The 25136-nt window shown below is 53.3% G+C and carries 22 protein-coding genes, 1 tRNA gene and 1 pseudogene; 11 read left to right on the top strand and 13 right to left on the bottom strand.

The window, feature by feature from the left end; genetic code table 11:
* Positions 1 to 122: 122 nt before the first annotated feature.
* The 3 genes from BCS36_RS08575 to BCS36_RS14165 all read right to left on the bottom strand — a co-directional run bounded on the left by BCS36_RS08575 (position 123) and on the right by BCS36_RS14165 (position 3918).
* A complete protein-coding gene (locus BCS36_RS08575) occupies positions 123 to 2819 on the bottom strand; it encodes a calcium-binding protein (protein WP_291302489.1) in 2697 nt (898 codons plus the stop codon).
* 65 nt (positions 2820 to 2884) lie between these two features.
* Entirely contained in the window at positions 2885 to 3331 is a 447-nt protein-coding gene (locus BCS36_RS08570; protein WP_291302488.1) for a hypothetical protein, read from the bottom strand.
* A gap of 425 nt (positions 3332 to 3756) precedes the next feature.
* Positions 3757 to 3918, bottom strand: a complete 162-nt coding sequence (locus BCS36_RS14165) for an integrase core domain-containing protein (RefSeq protein ID WP_367209336.1) — start codon at positions 3916 to 3918, stop codon at positions 3757 to 3759.
* Between the two features lie 1008 nt (positions 3919 to 4926).
* On the opposite strand from BCS36_RS14165, the gene BCS36_RS08565 reads away from it, so the two are divergent.
* The 3 genes from BCS36_RS08565 to BCS36_RS08555 all read left to right on the top strand — a co-directional run bounded on the left by BCS36_RS08565 (position 4927) and on the right by BCS36_RS08555 (position 6422).
* The gene (locus BCS36_RS08565) at positions 4927 to 5169 is read left to right on the top strand and encodes a hypothetical protein (RefSeq protein WP_291302487.1); all 243 of its coding nucleotides are present in this window, start codon (positions 4927 to 4929) and stop codon (positions 5167 to 5169) included.
* Complete coding sequence (locus BCS36_RS08560) at positions 5148 to 5315, top strand: hypothetical protein (protein ID WP_291302486.1); 168 nt, start codon at positions 5148 to 5150, stop codon at positions 5313 to 5315. Before BCS36_RS08565 ends, BCS36_RS08560 begins: the two co-directional genes overlap by 22 nt.
* A gap of 735 nt (positions 5316 to 6050) precedes the next feature.
* A complete protein-coding gene (locus tag BCS36_RS08555) occupies positions 6051 to 6422 on the top strand; it encodes a pyridoxamine 5'-phosphate oxidase family protein (protein WP_291302485.1) in 372 nt (123 codons plus the stop codon).
* Between the two features lie 137 nt (positions 6423 to 6559).
* Here the strand turns inward: BCS36_RS08555 and BCS36_RS08550 are convergent, their stop codons facing one another.
* From BCS36_RS08550 to BCS36_RS08520, 7 genes are all read right to left on the bottom strand, one after another.
* Positions 6560 to 6835 carry a hypothetical protein gene (locus BCS36_RS08550; RefSeq protein ID WP_291302484.1) on the bottom strand — a complete coding sequence of 92 codons (276 nt, stop codon included), beginning with the start codon at positions 6833 to 6835 and terminating at the stop codon, positions 6560 to 6562.
* 818 nt (positions 6836 to 7653) lie between these two features.
* Entirely contained in the window at positions 7654 to 8307 is a 654-nt protein-coding gene (locus BCS36_RS08545; protein ID WP_291302483.1) for a DUF599 domain-containing protein, read from the bottom strand.
* 90 nt (positions 8308 to 8397) lie between these two features.
* Positions 8398 to 8784 (bottom strand): response regulator, encoded by a 387-nt coding sequence (locus tag BCS36_RS08540; RefSeq protein ID WP_291302482.1) that lies wholly within the window; start codon positions 8782 to 8784, stop codon positions 8398 to 8400.
* A complete protein-coding gene (locus BCS36_RS08535; RefSeq protein WP_291302481.1) occupies positions 8759 to 11383 on the bottom strand; it encodes a PEP/pyruvate-binding domain-containing protein in 2625 nt (874 codons plus the stop codon). The genes BCS36_RS08540 and BCS36_RS08535 overlap by 26 nt, the downstream gene beginning before the upstream one ends.
* Before the next feature lie 78 nt (positions 11384 to 11461).
* A complete protein-coding gene (locus BCS36_RS08530; protein ID WP_291302480.1) occupies positions 11462 to 12220 on the bottom strand; it encodes a TIGR02186 family protein in 759 nt (252 codons plus the stop codon).
* Positions 12221 to 12222: 2 nt separating this feature from the next.
* Positions 12223 to 13161 carry a sulfite exporter TauE/SafE family protein gene (locus tag BCS36_RS08525; RefSeq protein ID WP_291302479.1) on the bottom strand — a complete coding sequence of 313 codons (939 nt, stop codon included), beginning with the start codon at positions 13159 to 13161 and terminating at the stop codon, positions 12223 to 12225.
* 22 nt (positions 13162 to 13183) lie between these two features.
* A complete protein-coding gene (locus BCS36_RS08520) occupies positions 13184 to 13552 on the bottom strand; it encodes a universal stress protein (protein ID WP_291302478.1) in 369 nt (122 codons plus the stop codon).
* A gap of 230 nt (positions 13553 to 13782) precedes the next feature.
* Here BCS36_RS08520 and BCS36_RS08515 point away from each other — a divergent pair, with 230 nt between their 5' ends.
* Entirely contained in the window at positions 13783 to 15273 is a 1491-nt protein-coding gene (locus BCS36_RS08515) for a sensor histidine kinase (RefSeq protein WP_291302477.1), read from the top strand.
* Positions 15274 to 15276: 3 nt separating this feature from the next.
* Positions 15277 to 16620, top strand: a complete 1344-nt coding sequence (locus tag BCS36_RS08510) for a sigma-54 dependent transcriptional regulator (RefSeq protein ID WP_291302476.1) — start codon at positions 15277 to 15279, stop codon at positions 16618 to 16620.
* A gap of 97 nt (positions 16621 to 16717) precedes the next feature.
* Here the strand turns inward: BCS36_RS08510 and BCS36_RS08505 are convergent, their stop codons facing one another.
* The 3 genes and pseudogenes from BCS36_RS08505 to BCS36_RS08500 all read right to left on the bottom strand — a co-directional run bounded on the left by BCS36_RS08505 (position 16718) and on the right by BCS36_RS08500 (position 17450).
* The gene (locus BCS36_RS08505; protein ID WP_291302475.1) at positions 16718 to 16846 is read right to left on the bottom strand and encodes a hypothetical protein; all 129 of its coding nucleotides are present in this window, start codon (positions 16844 to 16846) and stop codon (positions 16718 to 16720) included.
* Positions 16847 to 17045: 199 nt separating this feature from the next.
* Positions 17046 to 17303, bottom strand: a pseudogene (locus BCS36_RS14160) (DUF6538 domain-containing protein); the annotation flags it as partial.
* Positions 17304 to 17365: 62 nt separating this feature from the next.
* A tRNA-Leu gene (locus BCS36_RS08500) sits at positions 17366 to 17450 on the bottom strand.
* Positions 17451 to 17569: 119 nt separating this feature from the next.
* Between BCS36_RS08500 and BCS36_RS08495 the strand changes: the two genes are divergently transcribed.
* The 6 genes from BCS36_RS08495 (at position 17570) to BCS36_RS08470 (ending at position 24957) form a co-directional block, all read left to right on the top strand.
* A complete protein-coding gene (locus tag BCS36_RS08495; RefSeq protein ID WP_291302474.1) occupies positions 17570 to 18625 on the top strand; it encodes a DUF1786 domain-containing protein in 1056 nt (351 codons plus the stop codon).
* A gap of 76 nt (positions 18626 to 18701) precedes the next feature.
* Positions 18702 to 20000: a phenylacetate--CoA ligase family protein gene (locus BCS36_RS08490; protein ID WP_291302473.1), complete on the top strand. Its 1299-nt coding sequence runs from the start codon at positions 18702 to 18704 to the stop codon at positions 19998 to 20000.
* 7 nt (positions 20001 to 20007) lie between these two features.
* Entirely contained in the window at positions 20008 to 20610 is a 603-nt protein-coding gene (locus BCS36_RS08485) for a DUF456 domain-containing protein (RefSeq protein ID WP_291302472.1), read from the top strand.
* A gap of 1 nt (position 20611) precedes the next feature.
* Complete coding sequence (locus BCS36_RS08480) at positions 20612 to 21361, top strand: RNA methyltransferase (protein ID WP_291302471.1); 750 nt, start codon at positions 20612 to 20614, stop codon at positions 21359 to 21361.
* A 283-nt stretch (positions 21362 to 21644) separates the two neighbouring features.
* Complete coding sequence (locus tag BCS36_RS08475) at positions 21645 to 21824, top strand: hypothetical protein (protein WP_291302470.1); 180 nt, start codon at positions 21645 to 21647, stop codon at positions 21822 to 21824.
* A gap of 1105 nt (positions 21825 to 22929) precedes the next feature.
* A complete protein-coding gene (locus tag BCS36_RS08470; RefSeq protein WP_291302469.1) occupies positions 22930 to 24957 on the top strand; it encodes a methyl-accepting chemotaxis protein in 2028 nt (675 codons plus the stop codon).
* Positions 24958 to 25136: the final 179 nt, after the last annotated feature.

The raw sequence follows: 25136 nt of genomic DNA, 5'->3' as shown, positions 1-25136 counted from the left end.
GTTAAGTGCCAAAACTGGCGTGTCTTGAACTTTGAAAATGTACATTTTCAAAGTTCATCTGCTTTAAAGAGCAACAGGGGCCGTAACTATTCACGACCCCTGTTGCATGTGGCTTTTTGAAGCTAGCCGTTGTCCAGTTTGAGCATTTCACTTTCAATCATGGCTGAGATTACCGAGTCGGCATCGCTGCCATACCCGGCAAGGGTTGAAGCGGCATTATTGATGATCACCGTTTGCGTGCCGCCACCGGCGGAGAAGCTCAGGCTCAGGTCGCCATTACTGGTAAACTCGTAGAACAGGTCATCAATGGATGTCAGCCCCACTGCCGAAAGGTCAATCTTGCAGCTCAGCGAGAAGTCCTTGATGGTGTCCACAAAGTTTTTACCTGCGACGAGGTCTTCAATTCTCCACACAAAGGTGTCTGAGCCGCCACCACCGTAAAGGATATCGTTACCCGCGCCGCCAATCAGGATGTTGTCGTAGATATTACCGATGATGATATCATCTCCCGACCCACCGCCTATGCTCTCGAAGTTAGTAATCGAGGTATTGTTGTACTTGCTGTCGCCGTCTATGGATACGGTGCCGTTGTCGGCAAGGCTGATGGTATGCCCCTTATCATTGTTGTAAATGAACAGGTCGTTGCCGCCTTTGCCTCCGTCAATAACTTTTGCACCGTTGCCGACAAGATCATGTATTACGATGGTATCGTTTCCGGCTGTGGCGGATCCTCCGTTGGCTGAATCTCCATAGATTGCGCCGCTGGCAAACCTGTTCACCTCAATATAGTCATGACCAAAGCTTTGCGACGACGAGCCAGCCAGGGTAATATCGCCAACAATCAACGAATTGGTGACTGTGCCATCAATTTTGATGGTGTCGTTACCGAAAACGGAGTTAAGACCGCCAGTGTAGCCATCGCCATAAATGGTGGCGTTTGTCACATTGCCGTTTACCTGGATGATGTCGTCACCAAATATCGCACTATCTCCGGATGAATACACATCGCCAGAAACGATAGCCGAGTCTCTCGATGTTGTAGTTCCTTCAATACCACCCACCGTAATGGTATCGTTACCCAGCTTTGCTCTTGCACCGGTGCTTACCGAGTCGGCATACAGCGAGCCGCCATATACAGTGCCGACGACGGTGATCTTGTCATTGCCGTATGTGGTGTCTGATCCGCTTGATTCGGAATCGCCTCGAATGGTATTGCCCGAAGAGTTTCCGCCTATCCATATGGTGTCGTTGCCCATTATCACATTGGCTCCGGCGGCGAAGGCATCACCATAGATGGTTTCGCCCGTTGAGTTGCCGGCTATGCGAATCTGGTCATCGCCGCCCCTGGTATTGTCTCTCAGATAATAGGCGTCACCGTAGAGACTGCTGCCCTGGGAATTTCCGCCCACACAGAAGGTATCGTCACCGCTGATGGTACCCGCCTGCGCGTCATAGACGTCTCCGTAGAAGCTTTCTCCCCTTGAGTCGCCGTCTATCCGTACCAAGTCGTTGCCAAGTTTCACCGGGTTTGCGGTGGTGCTGTAGGAAATTCTGCCGTCGCCATAGATGGTGTTGCCTTGAGAGTTCCCGCGGATGATGATTTGGTCATCACCAGCCACCATACCGTTGGTCAGATCATGCTCATCGCCATAAATAGTATTGGCGTAAGCAAAAAGCAGCCCACCTGCCAGGGAAGATTCAAAAATTATTTTGTCAGATCCCTGTCCACCGACTACTGTGTTGGAATCAACACGAGCGCTCTTTAGGGTAATTGTATCATTACCCCAATAGCTGGAATCTTTTTGGTTTTTCCCACCGATGTAAATTTTGGAGCTGGAAGCGTTGTTGTCATTATATACTTGGTTGCCTTCTCCGCCTGTCCATTTGCTGGCTGAAGTCACGCTGTCGCCATAAATGACATTGCCGTAGAGCATGTTATCGTTGCTGAGGGTGATGACGTCATCGTCAATGCCCGTGGGGTCAATATCTCCATCGGAGTCGCAGTCCGCATCAGCGTCGGCATCAGCATCCGCGTCGGCATCAGCATCCGCGTCAGCATCGGCGTCAGCATCAGCATCGGCATCAGCATCGGCATCAGCGTCAGCATCCGCGTCGGCATCAGCATCGGCATCAGCGTCGGCGTCCGCATCGGCATCCGCGTCGGCGTCCGCGTCGGCATCGGCATCGGCGTCGGCATCGGCATCAGCATCGGCATCAGCATCGGCATCCGCGTCAGCATCGGCATCGGCGTCCGCATCCGCGTCGGCATCAGCATCGGCATCCGCGTCGGCGTCCGCGTCAGCATCCGCATCGGCGTCGGCATCAGCATCGGCATCGGCATCCGCGTCGGCGTCCGCGTCAGCGTCCGTCTCAAGGAAGTCTGTGGTATCTGCCATGGCTGAGTTTGCCCCCAGAGAGTCCTCAGGGAGAGCCTGACCTTCTTGTATAAGATCCAGACCAGTAAGGTGGTCTACGCCAGAGGCAAGTTCGGAAGTCCCTTGTTCGGAGTATCGGGAGGAGCGTGTCACTACGGCAGGCCCGGCAGCAGGTATCAGGTCTGGAGCAAAAGCGTTGAAAAATTCCGTACCGGATACAGTCTGCCCGTCTACCTGAAACTGGGGAATATTGTCTTTATTGTAGCGAGTATAAAAATCGCTGATTACTGTTTCGCCATTGTCAAAACCAAAGACGAGGTCATTACCATCGCGTTGGAGGGTAGCCTGGCTCGGATCAAAACTGAGCAAAAATGTGGCGTCAGCGGGTGCCTCCTGGGCAAGGCGTTGGTCGGGCGCTGGCCGGGGTATGATAACGTCTGACATAAGACTTTCCTCAAAGTAGCAAATTCGAAAAATAGCCATCGTCGTTTACACGACAAGCTAGTATATCAAATGGATGTGGAGAAAAAAGGCTGGGAAACCAGCGGCGCTCCAGAAGTTGTTCTTCCTTCCTGCAGTCCACAAACCAGCCCATCCAAAAGACCTATGCCATCAACTAATTCAGAAGTGCCGTGCTCGTTGTAATGGGAACCGCGCTCTATAGTTGTAGGGCAAGTAGCGGGAGCCAGTTCAGGGGCAAGAGCGGCAAAAAATTTCGTGCCAGAAATCAGTTTGCCGCCAACCTCGAATCTAGGCACGGTATCGCTGTTGTAGTTGGTATTAAAATCCGTCAAGTATATGCTGGCTGCATCGTTAAAAATGAAGACCAAATCATTGCCCACTCGCAAAAAAGTCGCGAAATCATAGGGAAAATCAAGAGTGTATTTGGCATCAGCAGTAGTGTTTACTGCAATATGCTGTCCGCTTTGAGGTCGATTATTATTAATGGTATTCATAATTATTCCTAATATTAGTTAGCATAAACAGCATGCCACGCACGCACGGCTAACGTAACAACATGACCAAGTTGGTCCAGATCGGTGATTGGGTATTGCAAGAAGTTCTTGCAGACCAGTAAGACTGGCCAGAGCCGTTTTCCTGAATTTAAGGGGAAAGGCTCTCATGGTAGAAAGGGGGGAGCAGGCGCCTCCCCCGTGATGCTCGAAAGCTATCACTAAATGTTTTCCAACTAGATAAGCAGTTAGGAACGAACTGTCAATACAGTAGTTCCGTTATACCATTTACTAACTTTTTTTGGGGTATTCAACATTGTGTAACTATTGATCTAACCAAACTGTGTATACCACTTTTAATCTGGTAGTTCCCATTGGATTACAGGTAATATTCTTCTCATGAAATTCTTCCAGTATTATCCAGCCCATCAAACTGTGCGGATGCCGTTGGTTATAATCCTGCTGCCAGATTTCAACAGTTCTTCAGGTATCGTGCGCAATAGAAACACATTCTGACTTAAGCACTTATCCCTGAATGTTCCGTTAACGCTTTCAATATGTCCATTACCCTTGGGCGTTCCCGGACAAATAAACTCAATCTACACACAATGCTCAAATGTCCATGCATCCATTGCATTGTCGCCGAATTTCGAGCCGCTATCCAATGAGTTGCTCCCAAGTGTGTCTGCTTCATTTCATGCTCGCGCTCCCTTGTCAGAGGCATTCGCTTTTCAATGAAACACTTTGCTGGGGGGCAATTTATTCTGACATTTTGTGTAGAGACCTCCTTTGCAATCATTATGCCGAAAAACAGATACTGCTTTCAGCTTAAGTGGAGTGAAGCGGCTATAAATACTTTTTCCCATAAAAAGAGCCATGGCAACAGTTTCAGATATCTAAAAAACTTTCTCGTTTTATTTAGGAAACCCAATTTTTTTGTTTTGATCATGTGGGGTAGGGTTTTGTGCAAATTTTTCTTATGATCCAACGGGACTACCCCTCCCAACCCACTGCCGAGGCAGGACATATCCCTTCTGCAAGGCAGTAGCTCACCCCCGCGCCAGATTCGCCTTCGCCTTCGCTTGCATGACCAATACGTTATGGGGAATTGCCGATAATCAGTTTGAAGCGTCTGACTTTTGACATATAAAAGCAGCCGAGCGTAGCATGGATTTTTTCGACCAGATCATGGCGTATTCGTTCCTGCAAAGGGGCAGCATGAAGTCTTTGTTTGATAACATGCCTCAGCATGCTGTCACGTCACGCGGCAAGTCCTTGTGATGTTCAGCCTGTGGTCTTCGTGAACAAGGCAGACGAACTCTCGCTTCTCGGCCATCCTTAGAGTTTTTAGATAACATCCCTCAACAAACTGTTTTTACAAACTTAAGTCAGCGAACATCTGCTTGAGTAGGGTGGTTTTTATACTGCCCCCATTAATGCCCTTCGGCATAAAAACGGCATGACCGTCAACGCCAAACGTGTAGAACGCCTGATGCGTCTGCATGGCTTGTGAGTTAGGAGAGCAGCCTTGCGAGCAAAGCGTACTCCACTGGAAGCAAGTTGCGTCCTGTACGCCCCTGCTAGTAGTGGGCATTGATATGACCAAGGTCATGACGGAAAGCGGCTGGGTGTTCGTTGTTCTGATGGTAGACTGGTTTTTTAATAAGATCGTTGGCCATCATGCTGGCTACCAAAGTCGAAGTCATGAGTGGTTGCAAGCCTTGGGTATGGGCATTCAAGCGCACTTCCCCGAAGGCGTCAGAGGACAGGGCTTGAGCCTGATGAGTGATAACGACTGCCAGTCGACAGGACAGGTTTTATGCGTGAATGCGCGATACTAGGCATCTCCCAAGCATTCACCAGCTATGGCAATCCCAAAGGAAACGCGGATACTGAACGGACAATGCGTACGATTAAGGAAGAACTCTTTGGGTTGCGCGAATGGTTCAGCCTTGAGCATCTGCCCACGCGCTTTCTAACTGGATAGAACTTTTTAACACCACCCACCTGCACTCGGCGCTTGGCTGGAAGACCCCGCAATGCGTGCATCAGCAGGCTGGTAAAAACCGGAAGGATTCTCCCTTAAAAGCAGCTTGGTTCATGGGAGGGGCATTACACCAGTTTGTGCTGCAACAAGAAATAACGACTTAGCTTTGCATAACGTATGGTAATTCTCACACTTGTTTGCGGTGTGGAAGGCTTTCCACCGAGATGCCGTAAATTACAAAAGGTCATAACTATCCGCCAAATCCGAACACGTAGGAGCGATGCAGCGTGGCCGGAGGGACTTCAGACGTACAGTGCCCGGTGCTCACAGCCACAGGTTCGCGACAAAAAGCGCAATCAGACAGTCGGCGGCATCCGGCAATTGCAGGAGAAAATTGACCAGATCCAGATCGAACAAGCAGAAACAGTGCGGCACTTGCAACTCTTGAACGACGCACACGCGAATTTGTAACCGCTCTTGCCGCGCTTGAGGGCCTTGTTGAACAGCGATAGAACGGACGCGTGAGCAGCAGCGTCAGCGGAGCAGAGGGCCAGTATTAGTGAGGTAGTGCTGTAGGTAGAAATACCGACATCATGAGAGTATATTATAGTTTGTTGCGTTTTTAATGTTAAATTGTTATCAAAATAAAATAGCCTTAATTCCTTTTGAGTTAAATTCATCGGATACAATGCAGCCAGCAATATAATGTCATTCCACACAAAGGAGTTAACTCATATGTTTACAGAGAGTTTTTTAGAAACATTGCATAAGGAGGGGGTTGCCCCCATCGTCACCTGGAGTGGCGCCGAGCCGCACCTGGCCGCTACCTGGAACAGTTATATTCATAAGACCGAAGACAACAGACTGCTTATCCCTGTGATGGGCATGAAGACGACCCAGGATAATATTGCGGCCAACAATCGTGTTAAGATGGTCATAGGCAGCAAGGAAGTGATGGGAAAATACGGCCCGGGTGCGGGCTTTCTGCTGGAAGGCACTGCCCGGGTAATTCGGGAAGGAAAAGAACTTGCCATGATGCAGGACCGCTTTAATTGGGCAAACTGCATTATAGAAGTTACTGTTTCTCAAGTAACGCAGACAGTTTGAAGCCTTTTTTGCTGCACCGTGATCGCGCCCTTGATAGCGCGGAAACTCATGAAGACTAAAGCCCTTGGCAACCGAGGTTGCCAAGGGCTTTGTAGTTTATGCGACGATCGCTTGTGCCGGTACGGTTGTTTTCTGCATCAGTTCAAAATCTGCCAGTTGGAGCAGATTGAATTGAGCAAGGCCAAGGATCGAGAGAGGTTTTCGCCTGTCAGGTGCAGCCCAAAGTCGGAAATATCCGTGCTGTCATCAAGATGGCGCATAAGAAATATGGTAGCGTAGGGGGCTTCGTAGACTTGGTTTACCAGAAGGGCAAACTTGTTCTGCTTTGCCGGCATTGTGAAATCGGCAGGCAATTTATTATATAAAACAAGTTTTCCAGACTTAAGCAGATCAACGAAACTATCTACGATCATTGCCAGTTTCAATGGGATCCTTTTGGGGCGGGGTGACTGCGTTGATCTGCTTTCGTGTTGCTTTTTTTAAATGCACGAACAGGAATGTGTTGTATTTTGTTTTATTACGAAGCGATGCAGGAAGGTCTGAGAAATTTGTCTGGTGGCGATTTAGTGGTCTTTTGTTGGTTTTATGACTGCACTGGTGTTTCAAGACCAACAATATAACCAAGCACTAGATTGCATATAGAAGAAAGTGAAATAAAAAACAGCCTCAATTTCAAGGATTGAAGAGGTTTTTTTAAAATAATGAATTTGTTGCAATCCATTAAAAGTCGTTCATGGTGTGAGGGCGAGACTCGGCATTTTTGCAACATTGAATTTTTAACCAGCTTAAATTATTGTAACTTGTTTTTTTGCTCGCAGAGCTTGTGACTCCGTTTGTGGCCCTACACTAAATGGCACTTACGAAAAAATATAGTGGGACCAGAACCCGCACAAAAATTTGATTGTTGTTCACGCTTCTTTGTTCAGCTTCAGGCGTTGGGAGCAGAGTAGAGCATTGCTCCCATCACCTGGCTTTTGTTCTAGTTAATCAGCAACCTCTTCCCATATGGTTTTTACGGCTTTAAGAACAGCAATGACTATGGTGAGTCATGCTGTAGCATCAAGGCCGCAATCTGCTTTACTCATTTTTCCCTCTTTTCGGCAAAGTTTGTTGCAGCAGGCCAAACATGGCAGGCGCCAGGTCAGGCAGGTCATTAGAATATCTATGTTGATGTTATATCACGTAACTATTTATACTGTTCCTGGTCTGGCGATAATACTGTTGTACGTTCTTAGTCCTGTTTGTGTTGCGGTGTTCTGTCGAGAATGGCAATGATGCTTATCAGAAAGGCGGTACCAAAAATCATGAACTGCGCGCCAAAAATCCAGAAAACAAGCGGTACAGTAAAGTAGAAAGCGCGCATGCCCAGATAAAAATGGTTTGCGCCCATATTCAGATATTTTTCCGCCATGCCGCCAAGCTGGGCGTTGTTGGTCTGTCCGCTTTCCGCGCCGAGCATAAAGCCCACATGCGTGTACAGCCTGAGCGATGAGGCAAAGCAGAAAAAAGCCAGAAAGAAGTTCAGCAGCAGGGCAAGAATCTTGAAAGCAAACATGCCCGGTTCAACCGAACCGAAGAAGTTCAGCGAATGCCAGGTGTGCCGCACATTTTCTCCATTGCCGGTGAGCGACAGCACGCCCACAGCCAGCAAAACGCTTGTGGAGGCCATGAAGGTCGAGGCCATCGTGGCGTTGCGCAGGGTTTGCACGGCAAGGATGCCATTCTTTTTTTCAAGAATGGACGCCACCCACTGAACCCTTGCCTTCCGCGATATGCCGTGGATTGTATAGTCAGGATCGGCTGTTTCCCTGATGCGCATATAGATGTTGTAGGCAGTGTATAAGGCTACGGAAAGGCAGAAACACAGCAGGTCAAAAGTGTACATGCAGACCCCCGAAGGCAAAAAAGGCGGATACGGCTGCGCCTTCGATACCTGTATACCCCTGTATGCTCTTCGGAGGCAACCATGCCGGGTTCAGCGGTTCGCGGAAGTTTGTTTTATGTCTTCTTCAAGGCGCCGCACGCATTCAATGATGCCACTCAGTTTAAACGGTTTTGCCACAAAATCAAAAGCCCCCTTGCGGAACGACTCCTTAGCGGTATCCAGCGTTGCAAAGCCGGTAATGACCACAATGCGCGCCTGCGGCAACAGTTCCCGCGCACGCTCAAGAACCTGAAAGCCATCAGCTCCTTCCATCTTGAGGTCTGTAATAATTACATCAAAAGTCGTTTGCGTCATCCGGTCCAGAGCTGCGGCACTGTCGGTGAACGTTTCCACATAATAGCCGGATTTCTGGAATGCCGGTTTAAGCCGCTTGCAGACAATGGGTTCGTCATCAAGCACCAGAATGCGCAGCGTCATTGTGCTCCCCTCCTGTATGCCCGGTGTGTTCTGCCGGAAGTGTGGGTGTGATGGCCTCCATAAAGGCCTGCACGTGCTCGGCAACCAATTCGTCGCTGTTCATGCGTGCATCAAGCTGGCGGGCGTAGCCCACAAGGCCGCCAAGCATATGCAGACGCATCCGCATGCGCGTTACGGAGAGTTTTTTTATTCTGCCCACTACCAGGTCGCCGTGCACTTCTACACGAAAGTCAAACCTGTCCAGCACGTCCGCCACAAACCGGGCCCGCCGCGAGCGTCGCACCAGTTCCGTAACGCCGCCGAGAAAGCGAAAGTAGATGTAGTTGTCGTTAATCTGGTCGGAAACATAGGCGTCGATGGTATTGTAATGGTAGCCAAGGCGCATGTTGACGTTCATGTAGTCGCGCAGCGCCACGGCTAGATTGCGGCCTACGGAGTCCGGCCCGGCCATGGAGGCCGTGAAGGTGCGGGTAAAGCTGGACATAAAGCTGCCAAGGTCTACCGGCACGGGGGCTGTGTCCCACATGCCAGAGGTTGTCATTCCCTGCAGAAAGGTCAGCAGGGGGACTGAGGTAATTTCCTCCATGTTCAGGGCTGGCGCTTCGGGCGCGCAACTGGTGCCGCCGCCGGCATCAATGATGGTGAGGCCCAGGGGTGGGCCGTCCACCAGCCGACGGGCCGGGGCGTGGTGCAGGGCGTCATGCCGCTGGCTGAGCGCCACCAGCGCCTCAACGGCTTTTTCGTGAATGTAGCGGGTGATGTCGTGGTAGGTTTTGCACGCCTGGGGCTTGAAATCGTCCGAATGCGGGTCCACAAGGTTGAGTGGCGCTATGTGCTTGAGCAGCCTGCGCAGCAGCCGGTATTCATAGGATTCCTCAAACATGTCCGGCTCTGCGCGCTCAAACCTGTCCAGCTCCGCGACGCGCCCCCGGTAAACGACGTTCTGCGTGGCATCAAGAGTGATTTCATCACCGTTGCGCAGCAGACTGGTGGCGTCTTCCGTATTGACCAGGGCGGGAACGCGCTGCTCGCGGGCAATGGTTGCCATGTGGCCGGTGGGCGAACCCACATCGGTGATGATGCCGCAGGCGCGGCGCATTACCCGTGCGTAACGGGGCGAAGTGAACTTGGAAACAAGAATGCCGCCCTCAGGGAACTGGTCGAGATCCGTATTGTGGTCAACCAGCACAACCTTGCCCACCGCAACGCCGCGCTGCGCCACAAGCCCCTTGCCGGCAAAAATAACTTCCGCCTTGCTGGTGGCGTCCTGAACCGGCACGGACAGCCCCGCATCGCCGCCAGACCATAATGGGCGCGACTGCAAGATGTACAGTTCGCCCTGGGCGTCGAATGTCCATTCCACATCCTGCGGGCGTTTGTAATAACGCTCAAGCGACATGCCCACCCGGGCAAGCTGTTCCAGTTGCCCGTCGGTAAGGCAGGGAATGGTTTGCAACAGCTCGGGAACATCCTCCCACATCAGGTCGCCTCTGGGGGCGGGCGCAAGCCTGCGCGTTTTGCGGGCCACGGCGCGCGTCAGCGGCGGATAGGGGGGCGTGCGGCTTAAAAATATGGTGTCAGTGGCGGTTTCGCCGGAAACAACGGCAGCGCCTCCTCCCCAGGCGGAGCTGACCACCATGGACTCGCACCCCGTGCCGGACTGTTGCGTGCAGGTAAAAAGCACGCCGCTGACGCGGCTTTCCGCCATAACCTGACAGCCAACAGCCATGGCCACTTCGCTCTCGTGGTACCCCCGGTCAAGGCGGTAGCGCCATGCTTCCATGGAGTAGGTACTGGCGATAACGGTTTTATATGCTTCAACCACCCGATCTGGCGGTACATTCAGCTCGGTTGCGTACTGCCCGGCAAAACTGGAATCGCCATCTTCGCCCCAGGCGCTGCTGCGCAGGGCAAGGCGCAGGGGAGACTGGGGGCGGCGCACGCTCAGCGCGTTCACCATGGCGTCTATCCGCGCCACAAGCCGCCAGGGAAGGGGAGAATCCATGATGCGCGTCTGCATGAGGTCGGCCAGTTCGTGCAGGCCCTGATCTGTGCCGTCCCATTCCTCAATACTGTTTTGGGCCAGTTCCAGCAGGCCGTTGCGCGACATGAAGGTAAAAAAGGCCGTGGTGGTAATGGCAAAGCCGTTGGGCGTCTGCAGGTGCAGGCGGTTTGAAAGGTCGCCAAGCTGCGAAATCTTGCCGCCCACTTCATCCTCGGCCTCTATGCCGATATCCTGAAAAGGCAGCACCATGGGGCCGTCTTCTGTATGACGGCGACCGGCGAGTTCCTCCTGCAAACGGTGCTGAATGCGCTCAAAAGCCAGAAACAGAGCCGTATTTTTATTCTGCGTGAGTACGCTCATGTCAGAGATGAGCTTGAAAACCTGGTCGTCAAGCTGAGAGGTAGCGTCTTCAATATATTTGCTGTCAAAGATATACTCGCCGCCAAGCTTGTCGCCCATGTCGGCCATAAGCTCAAGAATGCGGTTATTGCGCTCAAGAATGTTCTTGAACTTTTTGAACAGCAGGGCAAAGGTCACGCTTTGCTCATTGCGCCAGCCTGTCAGCATGCTGGCCATGCGCGCCAGAATTCCCACAATTGCCTCCGGCGGGGGAGCGTTGCTGCTCCCCCCGTTGCCCGTTCGTGCGTTTGGAGCACGTTCGCTGAGGATGCGTCAGTGCGCTCCGCCCTTGCTCTGGAATATCATACCGATTGCCAGACCGCCAAAAATGGCTACCAGGGTGGACAATATGCCGTAGAGCAGGCTGTTGTCCCTGGCCATGTGGTCTATCCAGGCGGGCATGCCCACAAGTCTGACTGTTACCGGGGCCGAAGCGCTGCCAGAAATGCTGCCGTTGCGCAGGGCAAATATCTCGACCCTGTACTCTCCCGGAGACATGCGCGAAGGAATGGCTATGTCTGCGCGGAAACTGCCGTTGTCAGCCACGGTAATGCCGCGTGTTTCTTCCCGGTACAGACCGTCCTGTCGCTTCAGCTTTATAAGTTCAGCTGTGATATCAAGGCTGTCGGATTTGCCTTCTTCTACTGTTACCGCCTTGCGCACAGCTTCAAGCCCCAGTGCCGCGCCGCCCACATCCGCAAGCGGTCGTGACGCCTCCACCAGAAAGACCGAAGGCACGTTGTGCAGATGTACAGTGCCAAGGTTCATCCACAACAGGCCGAAAACCTTGCCCTTCTGACGCAGGGCAAGATCGGTGCTGGCGCCGACAAACCGGGCCGCGATGGCGCTGCCCTGTGGAGCCAGCCCTTCCACATGCAGCACAGTTCCCTTGTACGAGGCTGAAATATCAATGTCGGACGGCTTGACCGCAAGCGCCACGGCTTCGTCGGCATGCGCCGGAAAGCTGGCACAGCACAGGGCCATGGTCAGCGCGGCAACTGTCATACAGTGCGAAAGTTTCAGGCCGCTCATGGTTAATGCCCCCCTGCGTACGCCAGCAGCACATCCGGCCGGGCCAACAGGTCGTAAAGAATCTTGCCCATAACCACCAGAACAAGCGTTGCCAGCAGAATTTTGAGTTGATCGGCCTGAAGCTTTTTGCCGATGCGTGTACCAAGCTGCGCGCCGATGGATGAGCCGATGAGCAGCAAAAGGGCCAGAATGAAATCAACCGTATGATTTTCAATGGACTGCATGATGGTGACGTTGACGCACGTGAACAGGATCTGGAACAGACTCGTGCCGACCACGACATGCATGGGCATGCGCAGCAGGTACACCATGACGGGCACCATGATAAAACCGCCGCCGACGCCCATGATGGCGGCAAGTATGCCTACCAGCGTTCCAAGCCCCAGGGGCATGAGCAGGGAAAGACGCACTCCCGATCGCGCAAAATCCATCTGCCAGGGCATGGAACTCAAACCGCGCCTGTAAGATGATTCCGGATGTGCTTTTTTAGGGGCGCTTGTTGGCGTGCCGGACGAACGCATGGATTGCAGGCTTTCATAAAACATGTAGCCGCCCACAAGGCCAAGCATGAGCACGTAGGTGACGTTGATGAGAAAGTCGGCATTGCCGAGCGCGCGCAGCAACTTGATGACGCGCACCCCCACGCAGCCTCCTGCCACGCCCCCCGCCAGCAGCAGGAATCCCATTTTGAAATCCACATTGCCCAGGCGAAAATGCGCCAGTGTGCCGGAGGTGGAAGCGCCGATAATCTGGTTGGAATCCGAGGCGGCGGCAACCGTTGGGGGGATGCCCAGCATGATGAGCAGCGGCGTCATAAAAAAACCGCCGCCCACGCCAAAAATGCCGGAGAGCAGCCCAACAGTGCCGCCCAGGCCCAGAATCGCGGCCATGTTCACGCTGTTGCCTGCAATGGGCAGATACATATACAGCGGTATGTTCATACGTCAGCCTCGCTGTGTTGCGTCAACGTTTTTGTGGAGTTACTATTTCAACCCTGCATGAAACCCGGTGCCGGACAGACTGCATCGCAGATATTCCGGCATGATCCTGTTCGTGAATGAGCAGGGTTATTCCATGATTTTGAACAAATGAAACAATGGATTCCTCGTAGCCTCCTTCTGCAACAAAGTATTCAATATTGATTCCATCAGCCTTTGCGTATCCTACAAGCAGCTTAAGCCTCTGACGAGCGGGATGTGCATTCTGGAGCGCCCTGTTCTGCACAAAAAGAACATACAGCCTGGCCTGAATGCGCTTTGCCAGCGAACATCCATGCGTCAGGGCTTCCTGTTGGGGGTGCTGTTGATCAATGGCCACCAATATGCGTTCCATGCGCGACCTCATGGGGCGGCATAGGCAAATGTGATGCCAAGTGTTATTATAAATAATATTTTGTTATTTCAGTGTATTGGAAAGGTGTGGAGTTAACATTCCTGATGTGTTGTGTTCATTTTGAAAAGCATGTAAAAAATTGCTAGTGAAAAATGTTTCAAAATGAACTGATACGCCAGTTGCGTGCAGGCGGTGGAGATCATGTGTTGATATCTGGCAGGGAGGCGGCAATGGGAAGCATGGATATAAAAGACAGCGCGGACAGGCGGGGCCTTGAGCGCATGTTCGCGTATTCCGGGGATTTTTTTCACTCCATCAAGGGCAAAATATTTATCCTTTTTGCCGTTACCTTTCTGTCCATCGGCGTTTTGGCGGGCCTGAACTACTGGAGCCTGTCCACGGTGAGCCAGCGGCTGCTGCTTGGTGAAAAATATGACGACCTGCTGAACGACATTCTTGAAGTGCGCAGGTATGAAAAAAATTACTTCTTCTACAGCGATGCCAAAAGTCTGAGCGAGGGCATTGTGTACCTTGAGCGCATAGACGCCCTTGCCGGGGAGCTGGCCGGGGATATGGCCGTGCTGGTCGGTGATGCGCAGCAAAAAAACTTCATGGCTTTGCTCTCCCGTTACGGCCAGGCCATGCGCGCACTTGCAAAAGGCGGCACCACGGGGCAGGAGGCTTTGCGCAATCTGGGTAAATCCCTCACCGAGGCCGCGGATGATATCCGCAGGCAGAAGCGTGAACGCGCACACAAGGCCCTCAAGCAGACCCACATCATGCCGGTGGCCTTTTTATCGGTGTTTCTGTTGCTCATGGCCCTGGTCATCAAGCTGATCTCACAGGGGGTGTTGCGTCCGCTGGGCATGGTGGCGGCGGGTACGGCCAGGGTCGGGCGCGGCGATTTCAGCCCCATCGCTACCGGCGCAGAACAGCTCAGCGAAATTGCCGACTTTATCCGTGCATTCAACAGAATGTCGCACGAACTGGCCGTGAATCAGGAGCACCTTCTGCAAGCCCGCAAAATGGCCGCCCTCGGTACCTTCACCGCGGGCATCGCGCACGAGCTGAACAATCCCATCAACAACGTGCTGCTGAGCGCCGAAGGCCTGCGCGAGGACTACAGGGAAGCCATCGATGCCGACGGTCAGGAAATGATCGACGACATCATGCAGCAGGCGGAACGCGCTTCGGATATTGTGCGTAATCTGCTTGATTTTTCCCGCACCGGGCACCCTGCCTCAGAGGGGCTGTGCCCGGCAAAGGTTGTGGGTTCGACACTTAACCTACTGAAAAATCAGGCGATGCTGGCAGGGGTAACGCTGCATGTGGCGGTGCCGGAACGGTTGCCCGATGTGTGCGGCGATCTGCGCAGTCTGCAGCAGGTGTTCATGAACCTGCTGCTCAACGCCATTCAGGCCACGCCCAAGGGCGGAACCGTAAGCATCAGCGCGCACGAGGCGGATGCGGACATGGTGGCCTTTGATGTCAGCGATACCGGCCCCGGCATACCGGAATCCATTCAAGAGCACATTTTTGAGCCTTTTTTTTCCACCAAGGAGGTCGGCAAGGGTACCGGCCTTGGCCTTGCCGTAACCTACGCCCTGGTGCACCGCTATGAGGGGCAGATCAGCGTGCGGAGCAAAGAAGGGCAGGGGGCCGTGTTTACGGTTTTGCTGCCGCGTGTGGACAGCGTATCTCAGCCGGATGAAAAGGAGTGACAAATGCCTCTGCGTGTCGCCATTGTTGACGACGAGCCCGTTGTCTGCAAACGCCTGAGTCAGGCTCTCGCCAAGGAAGGATATGCGGTCGAGGCCTTTGTGAGCGCCCGTTCCTTTCTGGAAGCAATGATCGAGCAGCCCTTTGACGTGGTTTTTTCAGACATGTTGCTGCCGGATATGAACGGCCTTGAACTGCTGCCCAAAATCAAGGGGCTGAGGCCCGAAACCGAGGTCATCATTGTTACCGGGCACGGCACTATTTCCACCGCCATTGAGGCCATGCGCGACGGCGCCTTTCACTACCTTACCAAGCCGGTGAACTTTACCGAAATACGCACTCTCGCCCGCCATGCGCAGGAAAAAATAGCCATGCGTATGGAAAATACCCGCCTGCGCGAGGCTTTGCTGGGCTCCTCCGGGCTGTCGTCCATAGTGGGCAACAGCCCGGCCATTCAGGAGCTTTTTTCGCTTATCCGCAAGGTTGCGCCTGTGGATTGCAATGTGCTCATTCAGGGCGACAGCGGCACAGGCAAGGCCCTTGTGGCCCTTGCCCTGCACCACCTGAGCCCGCGCCGCAACCAGCCCTTTGTTACCTTCAACTGCGGCGGCTTTACGGAAGAGCTCATCAGCAGTGAGCTTTTCGGCTATGAAAAAGGCGCGTTCACCGGGGCCGCAACAAGCAGGGTCGGCTTGCTGGAGGGCGCTTCGGGCGGTACGGTATTTCTGGACGAAGTGGGAGAAATGCCGCTTTCCATGCAGGTGCGTCTGCTGCATGTGCTTCAGGAACGTCGCATCCTGCGGGTCGGCGGCACGCGCCCCATTGACCTGGATATCCGGGTTATTGCGGCCACAAACCGCGATCTGAAGACAGAAGTGGAAAAAGGGACTTTCCGCGAGGATCTGTTTTTTCGGCTCAACGTGGTCAGCACCACCTTGCCCCGGCTGGCGGATCGGCGTGAGGATATTCCGCTCTTGGTACGGCATTTTATCGAGAAATACCGATTGGCCTTTCGCAAACAGGTTTATGATCTGGACGATCAGGCCCTGGCTGCGCTTATGGGGTACAGCTTTCCCGGCAACGTGCGCGAGCTGGAAAACATCATCGAGCGGGCCGTTGCCCTTACCGACAGCGAAACCATCACTTCGGCAGACCTGCCTGAAGATATCCGACGGCTGGAGTTTGATACACTTGAAGGGGATGGCCTGCCCACTCTCGCAGAGATGGAACGCCGCTATGTAATCAAGATACTAGAAAAGACCGGCTATAATAAAAAACTTGCGGCAGAGGTGCTGGGCGTGCCCCGCACTACGCTGTGGCGCAAGCTCAAGGAATATGGCGTGGAGTAGGGAACGGCAAACCCCGCAGCGCCCATAGCAACGTGCAGCCCGCGCATGCAGCCCGAATTTATGGGGACGTATGCGCGGGCTGCACAGCTTTTATGCTTTAGAAGCTGAAAGACTGGGGCGGATTGCCGCTGAAATCAAACATGAAAACCATGCCGTGATCCACACTGAAAACCGTAAAGTCGGGGTTTTCCGCAGAGCCGTAGATGGAGCTGGAGTCGCCCCCCATTTCGACCGGACACCCCTCTAATTAAGGAGGAGGTGCTGGAACTAGTGCTAAAACAAACCCAACTGTGGAGATAGTAAACATAACGCCCCGTCGTTGCTGGTCTGATCGCTGTTGCAAAAGAGCGCGTAACTCTTCTACTGAAGGCAAGGTGGCGCTCCGTGATTTTGAGCAAATAAACGTGCGGGATTCGTGCGATCCGTAGTGTCTGAGCCCGATAGCCAGTACGCAGGCTGATACGAATTTCAGAAGGATACATGCGTTGCCGCAATGGTTCTGGGAGCCTGTAGCGATAGTAAAAGATTCCCTGTTTGAGGTAAAGGAAGGTGGGAGTTTTCCCTTGGCAGGTAGCGTTAGGGGAAGCACAATCTGCGCCATAAATCGACTCGCTTGTGACCCCGTTTGTGACCTTTTTGGAGAGGGGGCGTATTTGGGGAGTCAAAAGGCCGGAAAGGCGCATTTCAAGCTAAGAAAAAACAAAAAAGGATTACAACTAGCTAGCTGTAATCCTTAATGTTTTTGTGGTGCCGAGGGCGGGACTCGAACCCGCACGAGAATCCTCACTACCCCCTCAAGATAGCGTGTCTACCAGTTCCACCACCTCGGCGCGAAGCAATAAACTATCGTATTGACCTGCTCTTGGCAAGTGTTTTTTTAAAAAAAATTTCCAGGACTTGCGCTTGCGGGGTGTTGCGCGTAACTTCTGGCCCTTACTGGAGACAACCAATGGACGAATTTGTACACAAGTTTTTGAAGCGTACAGGGCCTGTCCTGTGCCTAGACATCGGCAGCGGCACGCAGGATGTCCTTTTGGCCCGTCCAGGGCTTGAGTGTGAAAACTGGCCGCGTTTCGTGCTTCCAGCCCCCGCGCGTATGGTGGCGCAGCGTATACGTGAATTGACGTTGTTGCGCCGCGACATCTGGCTTTATGGCGGGAATATGGGGGGTGGCTTCAGTCAGGCCATCAAGGAGCATCTGGCCGCAGGCTTCAAAGTCGGTTCAACTCACGCCGCTTCACGCGGAATTCACGACAGTGAAGACGTGGTACGCTCGATGGGGGTGGAGTTTTTCGCCAACTGTCCTGAAGGCAGCGTGCCCATTTTTCTCACAGACTATGCGCCGGATTTTTGGGCTGGTCTGCTGCGCATGGCCGGTCTGCCGCAACCTCACATGGTTCTGGCCGCGGCTCAGGATCACGGCTATCATGTGGGGGGCAACCGTCAGGCCAGGATGCGCATGTGGAGCCAGCTTTTGGCATCCTCCGCAGATCCGGCAGAGTGGATATATTCCGTACCGCCTCCGGCCCTGACCCGTCTGATGCCGCTGCATGAAAAAACGGGCGGGCCTGTAGCTGATACAGGCACCAGCGCGCTTCTTGGCGCACTGTGTGATCGCGAGGTGATGGATCGCAGTTTCCGTGAGGGAATAACCGTGATAAACGTGGGCAACGGACACACTGTGGCGGCCCTTGTTTTTAAGGGGCAGGTACGCGGTATCTACGAGCACCATACGGGCATGCGCGATCTGGAGCAGTTGTTGCACGATCTGGAACAATTCCGTAAACACTGGTTGCCTGCCGAAGAGGTGCAGTCCAGCGGGGGACACGGAACCGCTTTTGGGCCATATTGTGAAGAGGCTGGCGGTTACCAGCCCACCTATATTACTGGCCCCAAACGGGCCATGTTGCAGGGCCATGGGCGCTTCCTGGCTCCGCACGGCGACATGATGCTGGCCGGCAGTCTGGGGTTGCTCTGGGGCTGGGCGCGGCTGCATGATAACTGATTCCGGGGCCTCTAGTTAATATGGCTGGAGATCCCCCTGTGTGGCGATGTTAATGCTTGCTAAGGTGAGGAAAGGCATGGAAGTTTTTGATCCTGCAGAATTGTGGAGCCGGGAACGCATTGAGGAAACTCAGCTTGTCAGACTGAAAAATACAGTAGGGCAGGCCCGCAAGTGCGCCTTTTACCGGCAGCGCCTGGACGAAGCCGGGGTCGGGCCGGACTCATTGCGTAGCCTGGATGATTTGCATCGCATTCCTTTCACCACCAAGGAAGATCTGCGGGCGCAGTACCCCACGGGCATGCTCTGCGTGCCCCAGACCGAAATCGTCCGCATGCATTGTTCCAGCGGAACCACAGGGTCGCCTGTGGCCATTTGCCATACGCAGAACGACATCAATTCCTGGGCTGACCTTATGGCCCGGTGTATGCACATGGTTGGCGTGCGCCGCGAAGATGTTTTCCAGAACATGTCCGGGTACGGTCTGTTTACGGGCGGCCTTGGCATCCATTTTGGCGCGGAACGGCTGGGCTGTCTGACCATCCCTGCAGGCGCGGGCAACTCCCGCCGTCAGATCAAGCTGGCCAAAGATTTCAAAACCACGGTGGCCCACATCCTGCCATCCTATGCGCTTATTCTTGGCGAGCATCTGCGCACTATGGGCGAAGACCCGCGCGAATTTCCCCTGCGCATCGCCCTCGTGGGCGCAGAGCCGTATACTGAGGAATTCCGGCGTCGTATCGAAGCCCTTTTTGACATGAAGGCCTATAATTCCTACGGATTGTCAGAAATGAACGGCCCCGGCGTGGCCTTTGAATGTCTTGAACAGAGCGGCATGCATCTTTGGGAAGACGCCTATATTCCCGAAATTGTCGACCCAGAAACCGGCCAGCCCGTGCCTGATGGCGAAGTGGGCGAATTGGTCATGACCTGCCTCTGTCGGCAGGGCATGCCGATCCTGAGGTACCGCACCCGCGACCTCACACGTTTCATACCGGGCGAATGCGGCTGTGGCCGCAAGCACCGCCGCATGGATCGCATCCTTGGCCGTTCGGACGACATGTTTATCATCAAGGGCGTAAACATCTATCCCATGCAGGTGGAACAGGTTATCATGACCTTCCCCGAAGTGGGGCAGAGCTACCTCATCCTGCTTGAAAATGACGGTATTGGCGATGTCATGCGCGTGCAGATTGAAGTACGGGACGAGTTCTTTGTTGAAGACATGCGCGTGCTGCAAAACCTGCAAAAAAATATCGCCCAGCGCTTGCGTGATGAAATTCTTATCACACCCAAGGTAGAAATCGTGCAGAGCAACAGCCTGCCGCGCACCGAAGGCAAGGCTGTGCGGTTGCAGGATTTGCGCGCCCAAAAATAGGAGTTGTATGGATTTTCTGCCCTTTCCTTTGGCGAGCCTGTTGGCGGGCGCATTTATCACATTGCTGTGCTTTGTGCTCATGCTCAATGTTTTTGGCCTGCCCGCCAACTGGGTGATGCTGGGGCTGGTGGCGCTATGGAAAATGGCGCATCCCGCTTCGGAGTCCATGACGGCCTGGTTCTGGGTCATGATGGTGGGCCTGGCTCTTGTGGGCGAGGCGCTGGAACTGGGCATGCAGATCGTCAAAGCCAAGCGCTATGGGTCTAGTTCTTCTGGAACGTTCGCGGGCATGATTGGGGCCATTGCCGGAGCCATTTTGCTTGCGCCGCTTTTTTTCGGCCTGGGCGCGCTTATCGGCGCGGTGGCTGGCGCGTGGATAGGCTGTTTTGTGATGGAAATGGCCAAGGGCCGCCCGCTTAGGGAATCATTGGATGCCGCGTTTGGAGCCATGGTGGGGCGCTTTTTGGGAACGGTCTGCAAATGCGGCATTGGCGGAGCCATGCTGGCATTGGCTGCCAGTCGCATCTGGCCGAAGCCCCCAACAGGGGGAGGCCTGACGCCTGACGAACCGCTTCAACTGGTCATGGCTCTGGCCGGAGGATTTTGCTGACATGGCTTCATTGCTTGATGGTCTTGATGTCGTTCTAGTCAAGACCCGTTTTCCCGAAAATATTGGTATGGCCGCAAGGGCTTGCGTGAATATGGGATGCTCATCCCTGCGTCTGGTCGATCCGGAGCGTTGGGACAGGGAAAAAGCGCGTCCTCTGGCGACGCCCAAAGGGCAGGACCTGCTGGATGGCGTGACAGTCAGCCCCGAGCTTTCGGAGGCAGTGGCGCCCACAGCCCTGGTGGTTGGAACAACCGCCCGTGTGGGCGGCTGGCGGCAGTCACTGCTTTCTCCCGCACAGGCTGCGGCAGCGGTGGCTGAGGTTCTGGCGCGGGGCGAGCGGGTTGCCCTGGTTTTTGGCCCTGAAGACAGGGGGCTTAATAATGAAGAAATTACCCATTGTCATAAACTGACAACCATACCCACGGACCCGGCGGCAAGCTCGCTCAATCTGGCTCAGGCTGTTTTGCTGTTACTGTATGAATGCGCCAATGCCGTACGTAATTGCCCCAAAAAAGAAGGGGGACGTGCGCCAGGCGAGAGTGGCGGGGGCAAGCTGGCCACAGCTGCTGAACAGGAACGCCTGATGGAATCCTTGAAGGATATGCTGCTGCGGCTTGACTATTTGCACGGAGACAACCCGGACTACTTCCTTATGCCGTGGCGGCGCCTGTTTACCAGGGCTGGCCTGCGAAGGCATGAATATGATGCCCTGATGGGACTTTGCAGGCAGGTTCGCCACAAGTTGGGGTGATTCGCAAGCGGCCCGTGCAAAGCGGCTTATGCGATTCGGCCAGGGCAATGCGGCCGAGGCGATTCGGCCCATGCAACACGAATTGTCCAGCACGTCGTAAATTCCTGCGACCTGTTCCAGATAAATTTTGAAACACTGCACGGTTCAACTTGTCAGTCTGCCGAAAAATGCGATTTTCGGCAGACTCCCCATACATTACGACGCGCTGCACTCTCGTGCAGCATGAGAGCATGTAATCTTTTTCAATAGTAAAATGCTCTGACGTTCCGGATGATGTTTTTGTATGATTGTCATGATAGAAAAGGCGGTTGAACAAGCTTTTAAAAACCTATCTGAAACCAACGAAAACACCGGGCCGTGCGAATGGGCAGCAAGCACGCATGACCCAGGTGTGCCGCCCACTCTGGCGATCTGGCCGTCATTTGCTGACGCAGGTTTATGTGCCTTGCATCTCTGTGCTTGATCGCCCCGTCAGCTTTATTGCCTGAATATTCCGCGCCCTCGCTCAGATTAATTTTGAGTGCTTCACATTTCAGTTTGACATTGTGCTGGACCTGCGACTTTCGGCAAATTCCACGTACGTTCTGCGCACTGCACTCTTGTGCAGCATTTGAGCATTCAATTTTTCAATCAACGTACTCTGTTGGGTGATTTCCCATAAAAATGACTGTATGGAACCACATCTGAACATGTGCTATGCTGCGTTCCTATTTTTACCATTCATGCCATTACTGTACCAAAAACCTCCAGGCTGGCCTTAGTTCGTGCAACAGGTGACTGGCCATGGGGTGCAGTCGGGCAAGCCGTTTGACCATGCTCTTATGGCGGCCTTGAAGATGGGTCAGAGCCTGATTTCAATGATTCGAGCCTGGGCAGTTGCATGCTGAAGATGTTCTGGCAGTGGTGAGAATAGGCGCTGGCCGCACAAAGGCGTACTCGCGTTTATCCACAGGGATTGATCCCAACGGGGCGTGTTGCCCTTGAGAATTTATTCTTAAGTGATAGAGTGTTCCTTGCGCGGAGAATGTCTTGATGTGAACAACAGACTTATATTGCTAAGGAATGTTTATTAATGGTTTTCAGGGCGTGTGGCGTATGGTTGATGGGCTGTAACCCGACTGCAATGTGCAGTTTTCTTCATGGTATTCAAGATGTCAGTAGGGGCACGGCAAAATAGCTTTATGTAACTACGTGTTATTACTATTTTAACAAAAATACTCCCAGAATGAAATATTGTGAAAGTTATTTTTTTGTTTAACGATACGAATTTATTTTATTAATTGCGTTAAAACGCCTTGAGTGTTTCGGAATTGTGAAAACTTGGTTTGCATTCGACTCTATTTATTTTTAAGTTTACACCGAAGAATACTATAGAGCACAAGCTTCTGTCAGCTTTTGTCAGTATCGGTTGACTGGTGGCAGGTTATCGGAAGGCGTATGAACGGTTATAAGGTGGGGGCCTTTATGCCGGGTGCCATATATATGCGGAAGTAACCTGTCCACGGGTGGGTAGATTTGCTACTAATAGTATATGTTGGGACTGTAACTTTTTGTTTTAAGGAGGGAGCATGCGCATAACGCTCACGCACAAATATGTGGGTTCGCTCTTTGGTGCGCTTATTACCTGCTGTGGAGTAGTGCTTTTTGTTTCCATCTACTTCATGAAGGTGCCGATTGAAGTCGAACTAGACACGGGCATACGCCGCATGCAGAACGTCATCACGGAGGCTAACGAGATAACTCGCAGCCAGTTTGTCCATAGCGCAGCCCTGATTGCTGAGGATGGCGACTTTGCCCGCGCCATTGCCGAAAAAGATCATAATCAAGCCAGAGAACTCGGACAAAAGCTGATGAAAATGGCTGAGTCAGATTTCATGACCATTACGGACGAAACCGGCAAGGTCATCGCCCGCGGCCATTCCGACAAATACAACGACAGCGTCATCAACCAGGAAACCGTGGTGCTGGCCCTCAAGGGGCAACCCGCCGCGGCGATGGTTGAAGGCACCATCGTGCCCTTTACCATTCGTGCAAGCCAGCCCATAATGTATGAAGGCAAGTTGGTGGGCTCCATATCCATTGGCAGGTCCCTTGTGACGCCTGCCTACCTTGACTGGCTCAAGCGTCTGTCCGGCCTCAATGTCACCATTTTCAGGGGTGACACGCGGATAATGACCACCATTATGACCAATGGTCAGCGGGCCGTGGGCACCAAGCTTCAATCCCCCGAAATTGTCGAGGCAGTGCTGAAGAAAGGTGAAACACGTTTTGCCCACAACAGTATATTGGGCGTGCAGTACAATTCCGCGTACTGGCCCGTCAGGGATGTGAACGACAAGATTATCGGCATGTGGTTTGTGGGCATGCCCATAGACGTGCTGCATCAGCTTGAGCGTGAGGCCATTAACAAGGCCATCATGGTTGGCCTTGCCCTGTTGCTTGTGCAGCTTACTCTGTCTGTCATTATCGGGCTCCGCGTCAGCGCGCCCGTGGGTAAAATAACCCGGTACGCCCTGGGTGTGGCTGAAGGACAGAAGGATCTGACGCTTGACGTTTACAGCAAGGATGACATGGGGCAACTGGCCGATGCGTTGCGCCATATGGAAGAGAATTTGCGTAAACTGGTTCAAGAGGCGAGTGAACAGGCCGAGCAGGCCCGTTTGATGGGCGAAGAGGCGCAGCGCGCAATGGAAGAGGCCAAACAGGCCCAGGCTCAGGCCGAGATCGCCAAGCGTGACGGGATGATAAGCGCCGCCGCCCAAATTGAGGGCGTGGTTGAAAAACTTAATTCTTCCATCAACGATATTGCCGAACAGGTGGATAATACCGGCGGGGCGTTGAGCCATGCGGTGTCCAGACTGTCCGAAACAGCCACAGCTATGGAAGAAATGAATTCCACAGTGCTTGAGGTGGCCCGAAATGCCGGTGGCGCGGCGGACGTTTCCGCTTCTGCCAAAATGAAGGCCCAAACTGGTTCTGAAGTCGTGTCCAAGGCAGTGAGCGGCATTCAGGAAGTACAGCGGCAGTCAATGGCTCTCAAGGACGGCATGGCGAAGCTCGATGAGCACGCAAAGGCCATCAGCCAGATTATGGGCGTCATTTCTGATATCGCTGACCAGACCAACCTGTTGGCTCTGAATGCGGCCATTGAAGCCGCCAGAGCAGGCGACGCAGGGCGCGGCTTTGCTGTAGTGGCCGATGAGGTGCGCAAGCTGGCCGAAAAAACCATGACCTCCACCACTGACGTGGGCAATGCCATAAAGGCTATCCAGCAAAGCGCCTCGCAGAGCATTCAGGAAGTGGATATGGCTGTGCGCAACATCGCCTCGGCGACGGATTTTTCCAACAAGTCCGGCGAAGCGCTGCAGGAAATTGTAATAATGGTGGATCAGACCGCCGATGAAGTACGCGCCATTGCCACGGCCAGTGAGCAGCAGTCGGCTACCAGCGAAGAAATCAACAAGTCCATCGCTGACGTGAACCACATTGCCGCCACCACCGCCGAATCCATGCAGTTGGCCATGAATGAGCTGGAAGCCCTGCGCAAGCAGGCCCATAGCCTTATTGAACTCATCGAGCACATGAAGAAAGCGTAATCACAACATAGACCTGACGACAAAAAGCCCTCCTGGTTCAGCCGGGAGGGCTTTTTTGTATGTAGAAAACCCCCCGCTAGGCGGGGGGTTCCGTAAAGCTTAAAGCTTTAAGCACGTCAGCAAAACTCCTTTTGATTTGTTACAACAACTTGCGGTCTGGCAACTGCAAACGAAACAAA

The sequence above is a fragment of the Desulfovibrio sp. MES5 genome, assembly GCF_002237645.1.
In the GTDB taxonomy this organism is placed as follows: Bacteria; Desulfobacterota; Desulfovibrionia; order Desulfovibrionales; family Desulfovibrionaceae; genus Desulfovibrio.
Note: the sequence above shows the minus strand (reverse complement) of the source record. Positions and strands in the feature narration are given on the sequence as shown.